Genomic DNA, 15,024 nt, shown 5'->3' on the forward strand with positions numbered 1-15,024 from the left:
GCTTCCGCGTCCGTCACGCCGTCCGTGCCGAACGACGGTACGAGACCGCCGCGTACGCGCCGAACAGCGCCGCCCACCCGGCGAGCACCGCGAGGGCCGCCGCCCCCGGGGCCCGTCCGTCCGTCACCGCCACGCCCAGCTCCGCGAAGCGGTTCGTCGGCGTGTACTCCGAGAGCGTCCGGAGCCAGTCGGGGAAGAGCACGACCGGGAACCACAGGCCGCCGACGACCGCGAGCCCCAGGTTGCAGGCGACGTTCACGGCGCCGGTGGTCTGGGCGGTGAGCCGGTAGCCGTTGCCGATGCCGAGCAGCGTGAAGGGGAGCGAACCGAGCCACAGCGTGACGGCGACCGTGACCCACTGCCAGGCCGCCATCCGCACCCCGTTGGCGAGCCCGCCCGCGAGCAGCACCCCCGCGATGGCGGGCAGGACGACCACCGAACCGGTCAGGGCCCGCCCCGCCACCACCTGGCGGGGCGTCATCGGGGTGATCCTCAACTGCCGAAGCCAGCCGGTGGACTTGTCCTCGGCGACCCCGGTCCCGAGGGAGAGCGCGGCGCCCAGCGCCCCGTACGCCGCCATGCCGACCATCGCGGCCGTCCGGTACGCGCCGTCGTCCGTGCCGAGGTTGGTGAAGAGGAGGTACATCATCACCGGGATGCCGATCGTCGAGATCGCGAATCCGGTGTCGCGCAGGGTGCGGCGCACCTCCAGGCGTACGTACGCGGTGATCATCGGGTCGTCTCCAGGCTTGCGGGGGTCGTGGGCGTCGTGGGCGTCGTGGGAGTCGTGGGCGTTGCGGACGTCGCGGGCGCGGGCCCGCCGGCCGCGAGCGGCTTCCGGGTGAGGGCGAGGAAGGTGTCGTTCAGGGAGGCCGGGGCGACCTCCAGGCCCCGGATCGCGTCCCGCTCCGCGAGCGCCCGGACCGTCGCGTCGGAGTCGGCGGTACGCAGCCGGGCGCGGTCGCCCCGGACCTCGTACGAGGTCACGCCGGGCAGCGAGTCGAGCCAGGCGGTCGGGCCGACGGCCAGGTCGAAGGAGACCAGGCTGCCGCCGACCGCCCGCTTGAGCTGCTCGCTCGTGCCGTCGGCGGCGACCCGGCCGGAGTCGAGCACGACGATCCGGTCCGCGTGCGCGTCGGCCTCCTCCAGGTAGTGGGTGGAGAACAGGACGGTGTTGCCCCGGCGGGCGTAGCCGCGCATCGCCTCCCAGAACTCCTGCCGGGCCTCGACGTCGAGCGCGGCCGTCGGCTCGTCCAGGACGATCAGCTCCGGGTTCCCGACGAGGGCCACGGCGAACCGGACCCGCTGCGCCTGGCCGCCGGAGAGCCGGTCCGCGCGGCGGTCGGCGAGGCCGGTCAGACCGGCGAGCGCCAGGGCCTCCGCGACCGGCATCGGGGCCGGGTAGGTGCGGGCGACGAAGCCGACGAGCTCGCGGACCGTGACCCGGGGGACCGGCCGGCCCTCCTGGAGCATCGCCCCGACCCGCCCGGCCGCGACGGCCCGGGCCGGGGGCCCGCCGAAGAGCTCGACCCGCCCGCCGTCGGGCTCGTCGAGGCCGAGGAGCAGGCCTATGGCGGTGGACTTGCCCGCGCCGTTGCGCCCCAGCAGGGCCACGGTCTCGCCCCGCCGGACGGTGAGGTCGAGTCCGTCGGCGGCGCGGACGGCGCCGTACGCCCTGGTCGCGCCCCGGAAGACGATCGCGGCCTCACCGGCCGGGTCCTGCTGCGCTCGCGTCTGCTGCTTCATGACCACGACGTTACGGAGAGTGAGGGGCGCTCCGGTAGGGCGTTGTGTACCCGTCCGACGGTGACAAATGTCCTGGGGGGCGACCCCGTAGGGGTGCTGACGTGCCGTCACCGAGGGTTCCCAAGCCCCGTCGCCTCGGCTATACATGGGGCCACCGAACTGGAACACGTTCCAGAACGACCCCGCTCCGGGGCGACCTCGCTCCGGAGGGACCGCGTGAGGAGCAGCAGCCCGATGCCCATCGACGCAGCCAAGGCCGTCGCCGCCGAACCCCGCAGCACCGAGATCGCCTGGGACCACAGGGACGTCCAGCTCTACCACCTCGGCCTCGGCGCGGGCGTGCCCGCCACCGATCCCGCCGAACTCCGCTACACCCTGGAGTCCCGGCTCCACGTCCTGCCCAGCTTCGCCACCGTCGCGGGCGGCGGCATGGGGATCGTCGACGGACTCTCCGCCCCCGGCGTCGACGTCGACCTCATGGCCGTCCTGCACGGAGCCCAGTCGATCACCCTCCACCGCCCGCTGCCCACCGGCGGGCGCGCCGTCTCCACCTCCCGTGTCGCCGCCGTCCACGACAAGGGCAAGGCCGCCGTCCTCGTCCTGCGCTCCGAGACCGCCGACGCCGACGGCCCGCTGTGGACGAGCGACGCGCAGATCTTCGTGCGCGGCGAGGGCGGCTGGGGCGGCGACCGGGGCCCCTCCGACCGGCTCGTCCTGCCCGACCGCGCGCCCGACCGGACCGTGGAGCGGCACGTGCGCGAGGAGCAGGCCCTGCTCTACCGTCTCTCCGGCGACTGGAACCCGCTGCACGCCGACCCGGAGTTCGCGGCCCTCGCCGGCTTCGACCGGCCCATCCTGCACGGCCTCTGCACCTACGGGATGACCCTCAAGGCCGTCGTGGACACCCTGCTCGACGGGGACGTCGCCCGCGTCCGGGCGTACCGCACCCGCTTCGCCGGGATCGTCTTCCCCGGCGAGACCCTGCGCATCCGGATGTGGACGGTGGAGGGCGGCACCCAGGCGACGGTCACGGCGGCGGAACGCGACGACGCCCCCGTACTCGCCGACACGTTCGTGGAGCACGCGTAGGGCGGCGGAGGAAGGGGCGGAGGGCGCGGCCGGGAACGCGGGAGGGCCCCGGGGTCTCCCCCGGGGCCCTCCGGTTCACCCCGTGCGCCCGGTCACTGCGCTTCGGGTTCGCGGCGGTGGCGGCCGTGCGGCGAGGACGAGGAGTCCTCCGCCGGCGAGGCCTCACCACGATGCCGCCCGGAGCCGTGCGACTCTGTACCCTCCGTGCTTGTCTCCGACATGCTGCAACTCACCCCGTAGGAATCGATCTTGCCGTGCGGCCCGAAAGTCTAGGGCCTGTCCGGCGGATCGGGGCGGGGCAGGACGCAGGGCGTGTCCGGCGGATCAGGGTCGGGGCGGGCCCTGGTCGGCGGGTCGGCCGTCCGCGAGGGGAGCCTGCTGGAGCGGTACGGGGCGGCACACCCGGGGTTCCTCGGGGACCGTCACCGGCTCCGGCGCGGGGTCCGGCTCGGGCGGTGGCTCCAGGGCCGCGAGCCCGCACGGCGTCCCCGGCGCCGCGTACGGCAGCCGCAGGACGCCCCCGGGCGTCCACAGGCCCGCGCCCGCCAGCCAGCCCTGCGGGACCGCCAGTTGGTCCATCCGGCGGGACGAGGGCCGCCAGGTCCCCACCCAGCTCCCGGCCGCCGCGTCGATCCGCAGCGCCACCGCGCAGCCCTCCGGCATGAGCACCTGACCCGGCTGCACGGCGAACGGCGTCACCGCCGCGTCGTCGAGCCGCAGGCAGTCCGGGAAGCGCACCGGGAGCAGACTGCCGAGGACGCCCCAGCCGAGCCGGTCGTGGCCCGGCGACGGCGCGTCGGAGCGGATCAGGAGCAGCCCGCTGTCCGGGTCCGCGAGCAGCAGCCGGTCGTCGCTCTCCTCGGTGATCTGGAGCAGCGGCGTCACCTCCCCGCCCCGCTCCAGGTCCACGGCGACCGCCTTCACGGGCCCGTCGCCGAGCCGCCGGTCCAGGGCGAGCATCCGGCCCGTGCGGTCCAGCCACACCCCGCCCGAGCAGCGGCCCCCGACCTCCGCCACCTGCTCGGGGCCGAAGGCCCCGCCCGCCACCAGCCACAGCGTCGTGCTCTCGGGGCCGACGCACATCGCGTACGCGCAGATGCCGTCCGGCGAGGGCGGGAGCAGGACGAGGGCCTCGGAGCCGGGCGCCTCCACCGAGCCGAGCCGGAGCTCCCCGGTGGCCGGGCCGGTCGGGTAGAGCAGGGAGAAGGAGTTCCGCCGCCCGTCCACGCGGCGGCAGACGAGGACCCGGCCGTCCGCGAGGGGCAGGAGCTGGGTGTGCGGCTCCTCCGGCTGGTCGAGGGGGAGCGGCACGGCGTACGGCTCCGGGCCGTCGAGGGTCCACCTCTCCACGTACAGGGCGTCCCCGACGCCCGCGAGCCTGGCCGCGTACGCGCCGTTCGCCGTGGTCGTGAACCCCGTCGGCCGGCCGCCGCTCCCGCCCTGCTTCCCTTCGTGGTCGTCGTCCTCGGCCGTCGTCTCGATGGCACACGCTGTCATCGACTCGTCACCTCCGGCGACGAAGCTAGTTTTCGCACTTCCAGCCGAACAACACGAGCCCGCTCACTTCACACATAAGGGTGGCCGTCCGGCGGTTCTGCCGAGCGGGAGCGGCCGGGTGTGCTGGAGTGACCGGCGGTGACCCCGTGTAAGGGGAGCCTAAGTGGATTCGGGGGCTCCGGTGGTGGGGTGGCGGCAGGGGCGGTACTAGGGGCGGGGCCGTCCACAGGGGGGCGGGGCCGTCCACAGGGGGCCGGGGCCCGGACGGGGTTGTCCACAGGCCAGGGCGGTGGAGCACGCGGGACAGGTAGCCTTTCCCCCGTGCCCCGTCTGTCTGAAGTCATCGCCGAGCTCGACGCCCTCTGGCCGCCCGACCGGGCCGAGCAGTGGGACGCCGTCGGCACCGTCTGCGGCGATCCCGACGCCCGGGTCGGCCGCGTCCTCTTCGCCGTCGACCCCGTCCAGGAAATCGTCGACGAGGCCGTCTCCCTCGGCGCCGACCTGATCGTCGCCCACCACCCGCTCTACCTGCGCGGTACGACGACGGTCGCGGCCGGCCACTTCAAGGGCCGCGTCGTGCACGACCTCATCAAGAACGACATCGCCCTCCACGTCGCGCACACCAACGCCGACACCGCCGACCCCGGCGTCTCCGACGCCCTTGCCGGCGCCCTCGACCTGCGCGTCACCGGCCCGCTCGTCCCCGAGAACGGCCTCGGCCGGATCTGCGAGCTCGACCGCCCGGAGACCCTCGCCGAGTTCGCCGCCCGCGCCGCCGCGCGGCTGCCCGCCACCGCGCAGGGCGTCCGGGTCGCCGGCGACCCCGGCATGCTCGTGCGCCGGGTCGCCGTCAGCGGCGGCTCCGGCGACAGCCTCTTCGACGCCGTGCGCGCCGCGGGCGTGGACGCCTTCCTCACCTCCGACCTGCGCCACCACCCCGTCTCCGAGGCCACCCAGCGCACTCCGCTGGGCCTGGTCGACGCCGCCCACTGGGCCACCGAGTGGCCCTGGTGCGAGCAGGCCGCCGCGCAGCTCGACGCGATCTCCGACCGTCACGGCTGGGACCTCCGCGTCCACGTCTCGAAGACGGTCACCGACCCCTGGTCCTCCCACCACACCTCTTCTCCTGGAGCCCCCAACTGAACGCCGCGCCCGCCGACCAGATCCGCCTCCTCGACGTCCAGGCCCTGGACACCCGCCTCCAGCAGCTCGCCCACAAGCGCCGCTCGCTGCCCGAGCACGCCGAGATCGAGGCGCTCAGCAAGGACCTCAACCAGCTGCGCGACCTGCTCGTCGCCGCGCAGACCGAGGAGAGCGACTGCGGCCGCGAGCAGACCAAGGCCGAGCAGGACGTCGACCAGGTCCGCCAGCGCGCCGCGCGCGACCAGCAGCGCCTCGACTCCGGCGCCGTCTCCTCCCCGAAGGACCTGGAGAACCTCCAGCGCGAGATCGTCTCCCTCGCCAAGCGCCAGGGCGACCTGGAGGAGATCGTCCTGGAGGTCATGGAGCGCCGCGAGTCGGTCCAGGAGCGCCTCGCCGAGCTGACCGAGCGGGTCTCCGCCGTCCAGGCCAAGACCGACGACGCCACCGCCCGCCGCGACGCCGCCCAGGCCGAGCTGGACGCCGAGACCGCCTCCGTCACCAAGGAGCGCGAGCTCGTCGCGGGCTCGGTCCCGGCCGACCTGCTCAAGCTGTACGAGAAGCTGCGCGAGCAGCAGGGCGGCGTGGGCGCGGCCCGGCTCTACCAGCGCAAGTGCGAGGGCTGCCACATCGAGCTCAACATCACCGAGCTGAACGAGGTCCGCGCCGCCGCCAGGGACACGGTCGTCCGGTGCGAGAACTGCCGCCGGATCCTCGTCCGCACCTCGGAGTCCGGCCTGTAATGACCTCCGCGCGCGAGCTCGTCGTCGAGGCGGACGGGGGTTCCCGGGGCAACCCGGGGCCCGCCGGGTACGGGGCCGTGGTCCTGGACGCGGCGACGGGCGAGACGCTCGCCGAGGCCGCCGAGTACATCGGTGTGGCGACGAACAACGTCGCCGAGTACAAGGGCCTGGTCGCGGGCCTCAAGGCGGCCCGGGAGCTCTTCCCGGACGCCACCGTCCACGTCCGCATGGACTCCAAGCTGGTCGTCGAGCAGATGTCCGGCCGCTGGAAGATCAAGCACCCGGACATGAAGCCGCTCGCGGCCGAGGCCGGCCGGGTCTTCCCGGCGGGCCGCGTCCGCTACGAGTGGATCCCGCGCGAGCGGAACAAGCACGCGGACCGGCTGGCGAACGAGGCGATGGACGCGGGGCGGCTCGGGCGCCGGTGGGAGCCGTCCGGCTCCACGGCGGCCCTGGACGCCTCGGCCGCCCGCAACGCCGCCGCCACCCCGCCGCCGTCGGGCCCGCCCGGCGACGCGCGGGCGGGAGCGGCCCGGGCGAGGGCGGCGCTGTCCGGCTCCCCGGCCGCCGGGACGTCCGGGACCTCCGGTCCGGCGACGGCCGGCGCCGGTACGGGCGCGAGCACGGGTACGAGCGCGGGCGCGGGTGCCTGGCCGACCGCGGACGACGGCCTGTTCGCCGCCGAGGACGCCACCGCGACCTCGTCCACCCCGGTCGCCTCGGGCGACTTCGAGGCCGAGGCCGGCGCCCTGGCGCCGACGGGCCACGCGGCCGGCACGGCTGCCGCGGCCCGTGCCACCGGAGCCACCCGGGCCGACGCCCCCGCCTCCGTACAGCCGCAGGGCACCTCCCAGCAGGGCTGGGGAGCGCCCGACATGGGAGCGCCCGCGACCTTCGTGCTGCTGCGGCACGGGGAGACCGCGCTCACGCCCGAGAAGCGGTTCTCCGGGAGCGGCGGGACCGACCCCGAGCTGTCGGCGGCCGGGCTGCGGCAGGCCGAGGCCGTGGCCGCGGCGCTCGCCGCCCGGGGCACGATCCAGGAGATCGTCAGCTCGCCCCTGACCCGCTGCCGCCAGACCGCCGCCGCCGTCGCCGCCCGCCTCGGGCTCGACGTGCGGATCGAACAGGGCCTGCGGGAGACCGACTTCGGCGCCTGGGAGGGGCTGACCTTCGGCGAGGTCCGCGAGCGGTACCCCGAGGACCTCGACGCCTGGCTCGCCTCCCCGAAGGCCGCGCCGACCGGCGGCGGGGAGAGCTTCGCGACCGTCTCCCGGCGCGTCGCCGCGGCCCGGGACCGGCTGACCGCCGCCCACGCGGGCCGCACCGTCCTCCTCGTCACCCACGTCACGCCGATCAAGACCCTGGTCCGGCTCGCCCTCGGCGCCCCGCCGGAGTCCCTGTTCCGCATGGAGCTGTCGGCCGCCTCGATCTCGGCCGTCGCCTACTACGCGGACGGCAACGCCTCGGTACGCCTCCTCAACGACACCTCGCACCTCCGGTAGGGCGGCGGGGACGATGGAAAACGGGTGGCGGGGAGGGCCGCCCCCGTACCACCATCACCGTCCATGACCTGGCACTTCACCGAGGACCCCGCCGTCTTCCGCGCGGCGGCCGGCTCCCTGCTGTCCGCCGAGCCCGCCCGCAACACCGGCCTCCTCACGCTCGTGGACACGGCCGGACGGCTCGGCTGGTGGACCGGGCCGGACGGGCGGGTCACCGGGGTGCTCGTGGTGGCCGCGCCGGGGGAGCCGACCTTCGGGACGGTGACGCCGGAGGCGGCCCGCGCGCTCGCCTCCTCGCCGGACCTCCCCGGGAACGGAGGACCGGCGGTCGTACGGGGCGAGACGGCGGCCGTCGAGGCGTTCGCGGAGGCCACCGGCCGCCCCTGGACCCCCACCGTCCGGATGCGGCTCTTCCGGCTCGGGACGCTCACCCCGCCGGACCCGGCCCCCGCCGGGCGCGCCCGCGTCGCCACCACGGCCGACGTACCGCTCGCCGCCGCCTGGGCGCGGGAGTTCGTCCGCGACATCGGCGAGGAGCCGGGGAAGGACTGGACCGGACCCGTCACGGAGCGGATCTCCGACGGCCGGATGCTCCTCTGGGAAGGGGCTGACGGACGGCCCGTCTCCATGGCGTGCTTCTCGCCCGTGATCGAGGGCCAGTCCCGCGTCCACTTCGTCTACACCCCGCCCGCCGCCCGCGGACGCGGGTACGCCGCCGGGGTCACCGCCGCCGCCGGTCGCGCCGCCGGGGACGCCGGGGCCGCGCAGGTCCTGCTCTTCACGGACCTGGCCAACCCCACCAGCAACGCCCTGTACCGGCGGCTCGGCTACCGGCCGGTGACCGACCACCTCACGGCGGAGGTCACCGGCCGCTGACCGGCGTCCGCAGCGCCGCCGCCTCGCGCGCGAGGGCCTCGATCCGGGCCCAGTCGCGGGCCGCGAGGGCGTCGGGCGGCAGCATCCACGTACCGCCGACGCAGCCGACGTTCGGCAGGGCGAGGTAGGCGGGGGCGGAGGCGGGCGAGACGCCGCCGGTCGGGCAGAAGCGGGCCTGCGGGAGCGGGCCCGCGAGGGACTTCAGGTACGGGACGCCGCCCGCCGCCTCCGCCGGGAAGAACTTCATGGCGTCCACGCCCCGTTCGAGCAGTGCCACGACCTCCGAGACCGTCGAGACCCCCGGCAGGAAGGGCACGCCCGACTCCCGCATCGCGCCGAGCAGCCGTCCGGTCCAGCCGGGGCTGACCAGGAACCTGGCCCCGGCGCCGACCGCGTCCGCGACCCCGGCCGCCGAGACGACGGTCCCGGCGCCGACGACCGCCCCCGGCACCCCGTCCGCGATCGCCCGCAGGGCGTCGAGCGCGGCCGGGGTGCGCAGGGTGACCTCGATCAGCGGCAGCCCGCCGGCCACCAGGGCGCGGGCCAGGGGAACCGCGTCGGCGGCGTCCTCGATCACCACCACGGGGACGACGGGGGCTTGCGGGGCAAGGTCGAACACGCTCGTCATGGGCTCATCCTGACGAGCGTGAGCGTCACCCGCAACGAGCGTTGCGCGGAGTGCAACAGTATCCCGGTGGGCGCCGCTCACCACGGCCTCTCGGCCACCTCGCGGCAGCCTCTCAACAGCCTCTCGGCGGCCTCTCAGTGGCCTCTCAGTGGATCTCGTCCACCAGGACGTCGAGCGCCCCCGCCTTGCCGCCCTCCTCCACCACGTACCGCAGGTCCCGCAGCGCCTCCACCAGCTCCGCCGGGGAGCCCGGCTCCGCGCCCGCCTCCAAGAGGCTCCGCACGATCCGGCCCTTCGTCGCCTTGTTGAAGTGGCTGACCACCTTCCGGGTCGGCGCGTGCAGCACCCGCACCGTCGCCGTCCGCGCCGCCACCCCGCCCTTCGGCCGCCACGCCGTCGCGTACGCCGACGAGCGCAGGTCCAGGACGAGGCCGTCCCCGGCCGCCTCGGGCAGCACGGAGGCCATCGGGCCCCGCCAGTGCGCGCCGAGCGCGCCGAGGCCCGGCAGCTTGATCCCCATCGAGCAGCGGTACGACGGGATGCGGTCGGTCACCCGCACCGCGCCCCACAGGCCGGAGAACACCAGGAGCGCGTCCCCGGCCCGCTCCCGGGCCGCCGCGTCCAGGGTCGCCAGGCCGAGCGCGTCGTACAGGACGCCGGTGTAGACCTCCCCGGCCGGGCGCGCGCCGGCCGTCCGCAGCTCGGCGTTCTTCGCGACCTCGCCGCGCAGCCCCTCGCTCAGGCCGAGCACCTCGCGGGCCTTCTCCTCGTCGGCGGCGCACAGCTCGACCAACTCGTCCAGGACCGCCGCCCGCGCCTCCGCGAGCCCCGGCAGGGACAGCGACTCCGGCTTGAGGGGCGCCCCGCTCCCCGACGGAGCCTTGCCTTCGGAGGGCGGCAGCAGCACGAGCACGGTGGTTCTCCTTCGTACGGACGGGGGTGGGGGTGCGGCCCCGGCCGCCCAGCCTACAAAGCGCGGCGGGCCCGCAGGCGCGGCCGGCCCACGGGGGGCCGCCGGACCATGGAGCCGCGTCGGACCACGGGCCCGCGTCAGCCCATGGACCCGCGCCGGACCATGGACCCGCGTCGGCCTACGGACCCGCGCCGGCCCATGGAGCGCCGCCGGCCCGCAGCGCGCCGCCGGATCGCGGAGCCGCGCCGAAATGACGGACCCGCCCCCGCCCCCTACGCTCGGTCCATGCCCCGCCGCCCCATACACGTGACCGGCGCAGCCGAGGCTCCGCTGCGGGCCGCCCTGCGCGCACTCCGTACCGAGCTCGCGATCCCCGACGACTTCCCGCCCGCCGTCCTCGCCGAGGCCGAGGCCGCCGCGAAGGAGCCCCGGCTCCCCGCGCACGACGCCACCGACCTGCCCTTCTTCACCGTCGACCCGCCCTCCTCCACCGACCTCGACCAGGCCGTGCACCTGGCCCGCAGGGCCGACGGCGGCTACCGCGTCCACTACGCCATCGCCGACGTCGCCGCCTTCGTCGCGCCCGGCTCCGCGCTCGACGCCGAGGCCCACCGCCGGGTCCTCACCCTCTACTTCCCCGACGGCAAGGTCCCCCTCCACCCCGCCGTCCTCTCCGAGGGCGCCGCCAGCCTCCTCCCCGGCGAGGTCCGTCCCGCCGTGCTGTGGCGGATCGACCTCGACGCCGAGGGGCGCAGGGTCGCCACCGACGTCCGCCGCGCCCTCGTCCGCAGCCGCGCCAAGCTCGACTACGCGGGCGTGCAGCGGCAGCTCGACTCCGGCACCGCCGAGGAGCCCGTCGCCCTGCTGCGCGAGATCGGACGCCTGCGCGAGGCCATCGAGATCGAGCGCGGCGGGATCTCCCTCGACGTCCCCGAGCAGGAGATCGTCGAACGGGACCACGGCTACGACCTCGTCTACCGGGCCCCGTTCCCCTCCGAGAGCTGGAACGCGCAGATCTCCCTGCTCACCGGCATGGCCGCCGCCGACCTGATGACCGCCGCCGGCACCGGCGTCCTGCGCACCCTCCCCACCGCGCCCGACGGCGCCGTGGCCCGGCTGCGCCGCTCCGCGCAGGCCCTCGGCGTCGACTGGCCGCACCACGTCCCGTACGCCGACGTCGTCCGCTCCGCCGACCCGTCGAACCCGCGCCACGCCGCCTTCCTCCAGGAGTGCACCACCCTCCTGCGCGGCGCCGGGTACACCGTCTTCACCGACGGCCACGTCCCCGACCCGGCCGTGCACGCCGCCGTCGCCGACGAGTACACCCACTGCACCGCCCCGCTGCGCCGGCTCGTCGACCGGTACGCGAGCGAGCTGTGCGTGGCGGCGGTGGCCGGGGACGAGCCGCCCGAGTGGGTGCGGGCCGCGCTGCCCGCGCTCCCCGACGAGATGGCCGCGGGCTCGCGCCGCGCCAACGCCGTCGAGCGCGAGAGCGTCGACACCGTCGAGGCGGCGCTCCTGAAGGACCGGATCGGAGAGGTCTTCGACGCGTACGTGATCGACGTCAAGGAGCGCGAACCGTCCACCGGGACCGTCCACCTGGACGACCCGGCGGTGGTCGCCCGGATCGCGGGCGGCGGGTCCGAACTGCCGCTGGGGGAGTGGCTGCGGGTCAGACTCGCGGAAGCGGACCCGGGCCGGGCGAAGGTGCTGTTCGCGCCCGCGTGAGCGCCTCGTTCACCGCCTCGTTCACCGCCTTGTACAGGGCTTGCGGGTCGTCGGCGTGGACCCTGACGACCCGTACGGGCCGGGGCGCGCCGAACAGCCGGGGCGCGTCGACCGGTTCGGTCAGCTCGACGGTGACGGAGGTCTGCGCGCCGACGGCGAGGTTCAGCTCGCCGTCGGCCTTCCCGTGGGAGAACAGCGTCTCGCGCCGTACGGACGCGATGCGGTCGAGCGGGATCCGCAGGTCGACGTGGGCGGCCTGCCGCAGCCGCAGGACGTCCCCGGCGAGGACGTGCGGGCGGGTCGCGGAGGCGGCGTGCAGACCGAGGACGAAGAGCACGGTGTAGACGTCCAGGAAGAGGACGATCCCGTGGACGACGGGCCAGCGGGCGAGCAGGTACGACATGCCGACGGTCTCGACCACGCAGACGAACGCGAAGCCGTACATCAGTGCCGCCTGGTCGCGGGCGTGCGGGAAGACGCCGTCCGCGCCGGCGGTCCCGTGCGGTCGGCGCGCGACCCACCGCCCCAGGCTCGCCAGCAGCCGCAGCTCGTGCCCGAGGAGCCGCAGCACGGGCTCGGGCACCAGCTCCGCCACGGCGTCCCGCCGCGAGAGCCCGCTCCGCCGCAGCCGCAGATAGGCGAGGCACTCGACGAGGAGGAGTCCCGCCACGAGGACCTCGACGAGGCCGAGGACGGGGGCGGGTATCCGTACGCCGCCGGCGAGGCAGACGACGAGGACGAGTTCGAGGGGGAGGACGGCGCAGGCGAGGAGCCGGAGGGGGCGCACGGACGTCACGGGGTTTCCTTCCGTTGGTCCCGGAGGGGGCGCACGGACGTCACGGGGTTTCCTTCCGCCGGTCCCGGAGGGGGCGCAGGGACGTCACGGGGTTTCCTTCCGCCGGTCCCGGAGGGGGCGCAGGGACGTCACGGGGTTTCCTTCCGCCGGTCCCGGCGCGGACGTACGGACGGCACGGGTTTCCTTCCGCCGGTCCCGGAGCGGACGCACGGCCGGCACAGGGTCCCCCTGCCGTCCCCGGCGCGGACGCGCGGACGTCACGAGGTCCCCTCCTGTCGTTCCCGGACGAGCCGTACCGCGAGGCGTACCGCCGCCTCCTGGGCGGGGGAGAGGTCCGCGAAGACGGCGTCGGCGAGGAGGAGGCCGGAGTCGCGTCCGTCCGCCGTGCCCTCCGGCAGCTCGACCCCGGGCACGTCCGCCAGGGAGTCCGCGAGCACCCGGGCGGCCCCGTCCACGCGGGGATCGTCCGGCGCGGCGTCCTCCAGGGCGTCGAAGAGCGCGTACACCTCGTGCGCGGACGAGGCCGCCCCGCGCAGGGACTCCATCAGGCGCGCCCGGTCCTCCTCCGGCACGACCGCGTCGAGCAGGGCGAGGACCTGCCGGTCCTTCACGGCCATGGGGGACGCGGGCAGCTCGCCCAGACCGGCCAGGAGCGAGGCGAACTCCGGCGAGACGGGCCCGTCGGCGGGCAGCCGCCCGGCGCGGGCGTCCTCCAGGAGGGCGGCGAGCCGTTTCCGCCGCTCCCGCAGCACGGCCTCCTGCCGGGCGAGGTCGTCGGCCAGCTCCTCCAGGACCTCCACGAGCCCGCGCCCCTCGTCGCCCGCGAGCACGTCCCGCACCTCGTCGAGGCCGAGCCCCAGCTCGGTGAGGCGTCGGATCCGGGCGAGCAGGACGGCGTCCCGGACGCCGTACTCCCGGTACCCGTTGGCCCGCCGCGCGGGCTCGGGCAGCAGCCCGGACTGGTGGTAGTGCCGCACGGCCCGGGGGGTGACCCCGACCAGGGCGGCGATCTCGCCGATACGCATGGGGCCCAGTAGAAACCCTGACGCTGCGGCAGGGTCAAGCAGGGGCCGGCGCGGCGGGTAGCATGGTCGGCACGGCAGACGAGCCGGGCGGGCGGCCGCGTGGGGATCTTCGGATCCTCCCGAGGAACGTCCGGGCTCCACAGAGCAGGGTGGTGGCTAACGGCCACCCGGGGTGACCCGCGGGACAGTGCCACAGAAAACAGACCGCCGGGGACCTCGGTCCTCGGTAAGGGTGAAACGGTGGTGTAAGAGACCACCAGCGCCTGAGGCGACTCAGGCGGCTAGGTAAACCCCACTCGGAGCAAGGTCAAGAGGGGACACCCCGGTGTCCCTGCGCGGATGTTCGAGGGCTGCTCGCCCGAGTCCGCGGGTAGACCGCAGGAGGCCGGCGGCAACGCCGGTCCTAGATGGATGGCCGTCGCCCCGACGACCGCGAGGTCCCGGGGGACAGAACCCGGCGTACAGCCCGACTCGTCTGCCCCTCAGGGCCCTTGACCGCGAAACCGCAGGTCAGGGCCCTTCTTCTTGAAGTCTCTGGCTGCGCGGATGCGGCCGGGGCCGTGAAGGGGGACCCTTGGAGGTGCCCGTTGCCGGACAGACTTCGAGGAGTACCGCGATGTCGATGCTGGACAAGCTCAAGCAGGCGCTCAAGGGCCACGAGGACCAGGCCGGAAAGGGCGTCGACAAGGCGGGGGACGTCGTCGACGAGAAGAGTCGGGGCAAGTACAGCGGCCAGGTCGACACGGCCCAGGACAGGCTCAAGCGGCAGATGGGCCGTGATCAGGACACGCCGCCCCAGTGAGGGAGGGGCACGGCGACGTGCCGCCCCACCGACAGGTCGGCCCCGGCCCGGCGGCACGAGCCGCCGGGCCGGACCGTTTCTCCGCTCGCCCAGGTGGCCCAGCCCGCTCGCTGACACGCCGGGGGTGCGGCCCGGTTCCGGGGGGTCGGCGGGGCGGGCGGTGTACGGGTAGGGCATGACCATTCCCGTGGAGCAGCTCTCCGACCCGGCCGTGCGCGCCTTCGTCGCGGCCCTCAACGCCAACGACCAGGAGGCCTTCCGGGCGGCCCTCACGCCCGGTGCCACCATGTCCGACGACGGTTCCGAGCGGAACCTCGACGAGTGGACCGAGAAGGAGGTCTTCTCCTCGCGCGGTCACATGGAGGTCGAGTCCCAGAAGGCCGACGGGCGCGACCTCGTCGCCCGCTACCGCAACGACACCTGGGGCGAGATGCGGACCCGCTGGCGCTTCACCGTCGAGGACGGGCGGATCGCCCGGTTCGAGACCGGACAGGCGTAGGAAGGGCGGAGGGGCCGGTGGTCCGGCGGGGCTCCCCGCC

Annotated in this window: 15 protein-coding genes and 1 other RNA gene; 9 read left to right on the forward strand and 7 right to left on the reverse strand. The window is 75.4% G+C overall.

Annotated elements, in window-relative coordinates; genetic code table 11:
- Nucleotides 1-13: 13 nt before the first annotated feature.
- Entirely contained in the window at nt 14-733 is a 720-nt protein-coding gene (locus ACWGSR_RS13315) for an ABC transporter permease (protein ID WP_453566155.1), read from the reverse strand.
- Nucleotides 730-1,746: an ABC transporter ATP-binding protein gene (locus tag ACWGSR_RS13320; protein ID WP_453566158.1), complete on the reverse strand. Its 1,017-nt coding sequence runs from the start codon at nt 1,744-1,746 to the stop codon at nt 730-732. Before ACWGSR_RS13320 ends, ACWGSR_RS13315 begins: the two co-directional genes overlap by 4 nt.
- A gap of 234 nt (nt 1,747-1,980) precedes the next feature.
- Between ACWGSR_RS13320 and ACWGSR_RS13325 the strand changes: the two genes are divergently transcribed.
- Nucleotides 1,981-2,835, forward strand: coding sequence for a MaoC/PaaZ C-terminal domain-containing protein (locus ACWGSR_RS13325; protein ID WP_453566161.1), 855 nt, complete (start codon nt 1,981-1,983; stop codon nt 2,833-2,835).
- 324 nt (nt 2,836-3,159) lie between these two features.
- Here ACWGSR_RS13325 and ACWGSR_RS13330 read toward each other — a convergent pair whose 3' ends face one another.
- The gene (locus tag ACWGSR_RS13330; protein ID WP_453566164.1) at nt 3,160-4,332 is read right to left on the reverse strand and encodes a hypothetical protein; all 1,173 of its coding nucleotides are present in this window, start codon (nt 4,330-4,332) and stop codon (nt 3,160-3,162) included.
- Nucleotides 4,333-4,653: 321 nt separating this feature from the next.
- On the opposite strand from ACWGSR_RS13330, the gene ACWGSR_RS13335 reads away from it, so the two are divergent.
- From ACWGSR_RS13335 to ACWGSR_RS13350, 4 genes are all read left to right on the forward strand, one after another.
- Nucleotides 4,654-5,475: a Nif3-like dinuclear metal center hexameric protein gene (locus tag ACWGSR_RS13335; protein WP_453566166.1), complete on the forward strand. Its 822-nt coding sequence runs from the start codon at nt 4,654-4,656 to the stop codon at nt 5,473-5,475.
- The gene (locus ACWGSR_RS13340; RefSeq protein ID WP_376241683.1) at nt 5,472-6,215 is read left to right on the forward strand and encodes a zinc ribbon domain-containing protein; all 744 of its coding nucleotides are present in this window, start codon (nt 5,472-5,474) and stop codon (nt 6,213-6,215) included. Before ACWGSR_RS13335 ends, ACWGSR_RS13340 begins: the two co-directional genes overlap by 4 nt.
- On the forward strand, nt 6,215-7,717 hold the full coding sequence (locus ACWGSR_RS13345; protein ID WP_453566169.1) for a bifunctional RNase H/acid phosphatase: 1,503 nt from the start codon (nt 6,215-6,217) through the stop codon (nt 7,715-7,717). Before ACWGSR_RS13340 ends, ACWGSR_RS13345 begins: the two co-directional genes overlap by 1 nt.
- 63 nt (nt 7,718-7,780) lie before the next feature.
- On the forward strand, nt 7,781-8,593 hold the full coding sequence (locus ACWGSR_RS13350; protein ID WP_453566171.1) for a GNAT family N-acetyltransferase: 813 nt from the start codon (nt 7,781-7,783) through the stop codon (nt 8,591-8,593).
- Here the strand turns inward: ACWGSR_RS13350 and eda are convergent.
- Nucleotides 8,580-9,221 (reverse strand): bifunctional 4-hydroxy-2-oxoglutarate aldolase/2-dehydro-3-deoxy-phosphogluconate aldolase, encoded by a 642-nt coding sequence (eda, locus tag ACWGSR_RS13355; protein WP_376241618.1) that lies wholly within the window; start codon nt 9,219-9,221, stop codon nt 8,580-8,582. The two genes, ACWGSR_RS13350 and eda, sit on opposite strands and share 14 nt — an antisense overlap.
- A 145-nt stretch (nt 9,222-9,366) precedes the next feature.
- Nucleotides 9,367-10,134, reverse strand: a complete 768-nt coding sequence (gene yaaA / locus ACWGSR_RS13360) for a peroxide stress protein YaaA (RefSeq protein ID WP_376241616.1) — start codon at nt 10,132-10,134, stop codon at nt 9,367-9,369.
- A gap of 285 nt (nt 10,135-10,419) precedes the next feature.
- On the opposite strand from yaaA, the gene ACWGSR_RS13365 reads away from it, so the two are divergent.
- Nucleotides 10,420-11,862, forward strand: a complete 1,443-nt coding sequence (locus tag ACWGSR_RS13365) for an RNB domain-containing ribonuclease (RefSeq protein WP_376241614.1) — start codon at nt 10,420-10,422, stop codon at nt 11,860-11,862.
- Here the strand turns inward: ACWGSR_RS13365 and ACWGSR_RS13370 are convergent.
- Complete coding sequence (locus ACWGSR_RS13370) at nt 11,807-12,658, reverse strand: hypothetical protein (protein ID WP_453566175.1); 852 nt, start codon at nt 12,656-12,658, stop codon at nt 11,807-11,809. The genes ACWGSR_RS13365 and ACWGSR_RS13370 overlap by 56 nt on opposite strands.
- Before the next feature lie 257 nt (nt 12,659-12,915).
- Nucleotides 12,916-13,683 carry a MerR family transcriptional regulator gene (locus ACWGSR_RS13375; RefSeq protein WP_453566177.1) on the reverse strand — a complete coding sequence of 256 codons (768 nt, stop codon included), beginning with the start codon at nt 13,681-13,683 and terminating at the stop codon, nt 12,916-12,918.
- A 79-nt stretch (nt 13,684-13,762) separates the two neighbouring features.
- Between ACWGSR_RS13375 and rnpB the strand changes: the two genes are divergently transcribed.
- From rnpB to ACWGSR_RS13390, 3 genes are all read left to right on the forward strand, one after another.
- Nucleotides 13,763-14,161, forward strand: an RNA gene (gene rnpB, locus ACWGSR_RS13380) — RNase P RNA component class A.
- Between the two features lie 138 nt (nt 14,162-14,299).
- The gene (locus tag ACWGSR_RS13385) at nt 14,300-14,485 is read left to right on the forward strand and encodes an antitoxin (protein ID WP_376241608.1); all 186 of its coding nucleotides are present in this window, start codon (nt 14,300-14,302) and stop codon (nt 14,483-14,485) included.
- Nucleotides 14,486-14,660: 175 nt separating this feature from the next.
- The gene (locus ACWGSR_RS13390; protein WP_376241606.1) at nt 14,661-14,984 is read left to right on the forward strand and encodes a nuclear transport factor 2 family protein; all 324 of its coding nucleotides are present in this window, start codon (nt 14,661-14,663) and stop codon (nt 14,982-14,984) included.
- Nucleotides 14,985-15,024: the final 40 nt, after the last annotated feature.

The sequence above is a fragment of the Streptomyces sp. NPDC055632 genome (assembly GCF_053618675.1).

Coding starts and splice junctions, on each gene's coding strand:
- ACWGSR_RS13350 (WP_453566171.1), top strand. CDS start 7,781: ATGACCTGGCACTTCACCGAGGACCCCGCCGTCTTCCGCGCGGCGGCC.
- ACWGSR_RS13320 (WP_453566158.1), bottom strand. CDS start 1,746: ATGAAGCAGCAGACGCGAGCGCAGCAGGACCCGGCCGGTGAGGCCGCG.
- ACWGSR_RS13365 (WP_376241614.1), top strand. CDS start 10,420: ATGCCCCGCCGCCCCATACACGTGACCGGCGCAGCCGAGGCTCCGCTG.
- ACWGSR_RS13315 (WP_453566155.1), bottom strand. CDS start 733: ATGATCACCGCGTACGTACGCCTGGAGGTGCGCCGCACCCTGCGCGAC.
- ACWGSR_RS13385 (WP_376241608.1), top strand. CDS start 14,300: ATGTCGATGCTGGACAAGCTCAAGCAGGCGCTCAAGGGCCACGAGGAC.
- ACWGSR_RS13375 (WP_453566177.1), bottom strand. CDS start 13,683: ATGCGTATCGGCGAGATCGCCGCCCTGGTCGGGGTCACCCCCCGGGCC.
- ACWGSR_RS13345 (WP_453566169.1), top strand. CDS start 6,215: ATGACCTCCGCGCGCGAGCTCGTCGTCGAGGCGGACGGGGGTTCCCGG.
- ACWGSR_RS13325 (WP_453566161.1), top strand. CDS start 1,981: ATGCCCATCGACGCAGCCAAGGCCGTCGCCGCCGAACCCCGCAGCACC.
- eda (WP_376241618.1), bottom strand. CDS start 9,221: ATGACGAGCGTGTTCGACCTTGCCCCGCAAGCCCCCGTCGTCCCCGTG.
- ACWGSR_RS13390 (WP_376241606.1), top strand. CDS start 14,661: ATGACCATTCCCGTGGAGCAGCTCTCCGACCCGGCCGTGCGCGCCTTC.
- ACWGSR_RS13330 (WP_453566164.1), bottom strand. CDS start 4,332: ATGACAGCGTGTGCCATCGAGACGACGGCCGAGGACGACGACCACGAA.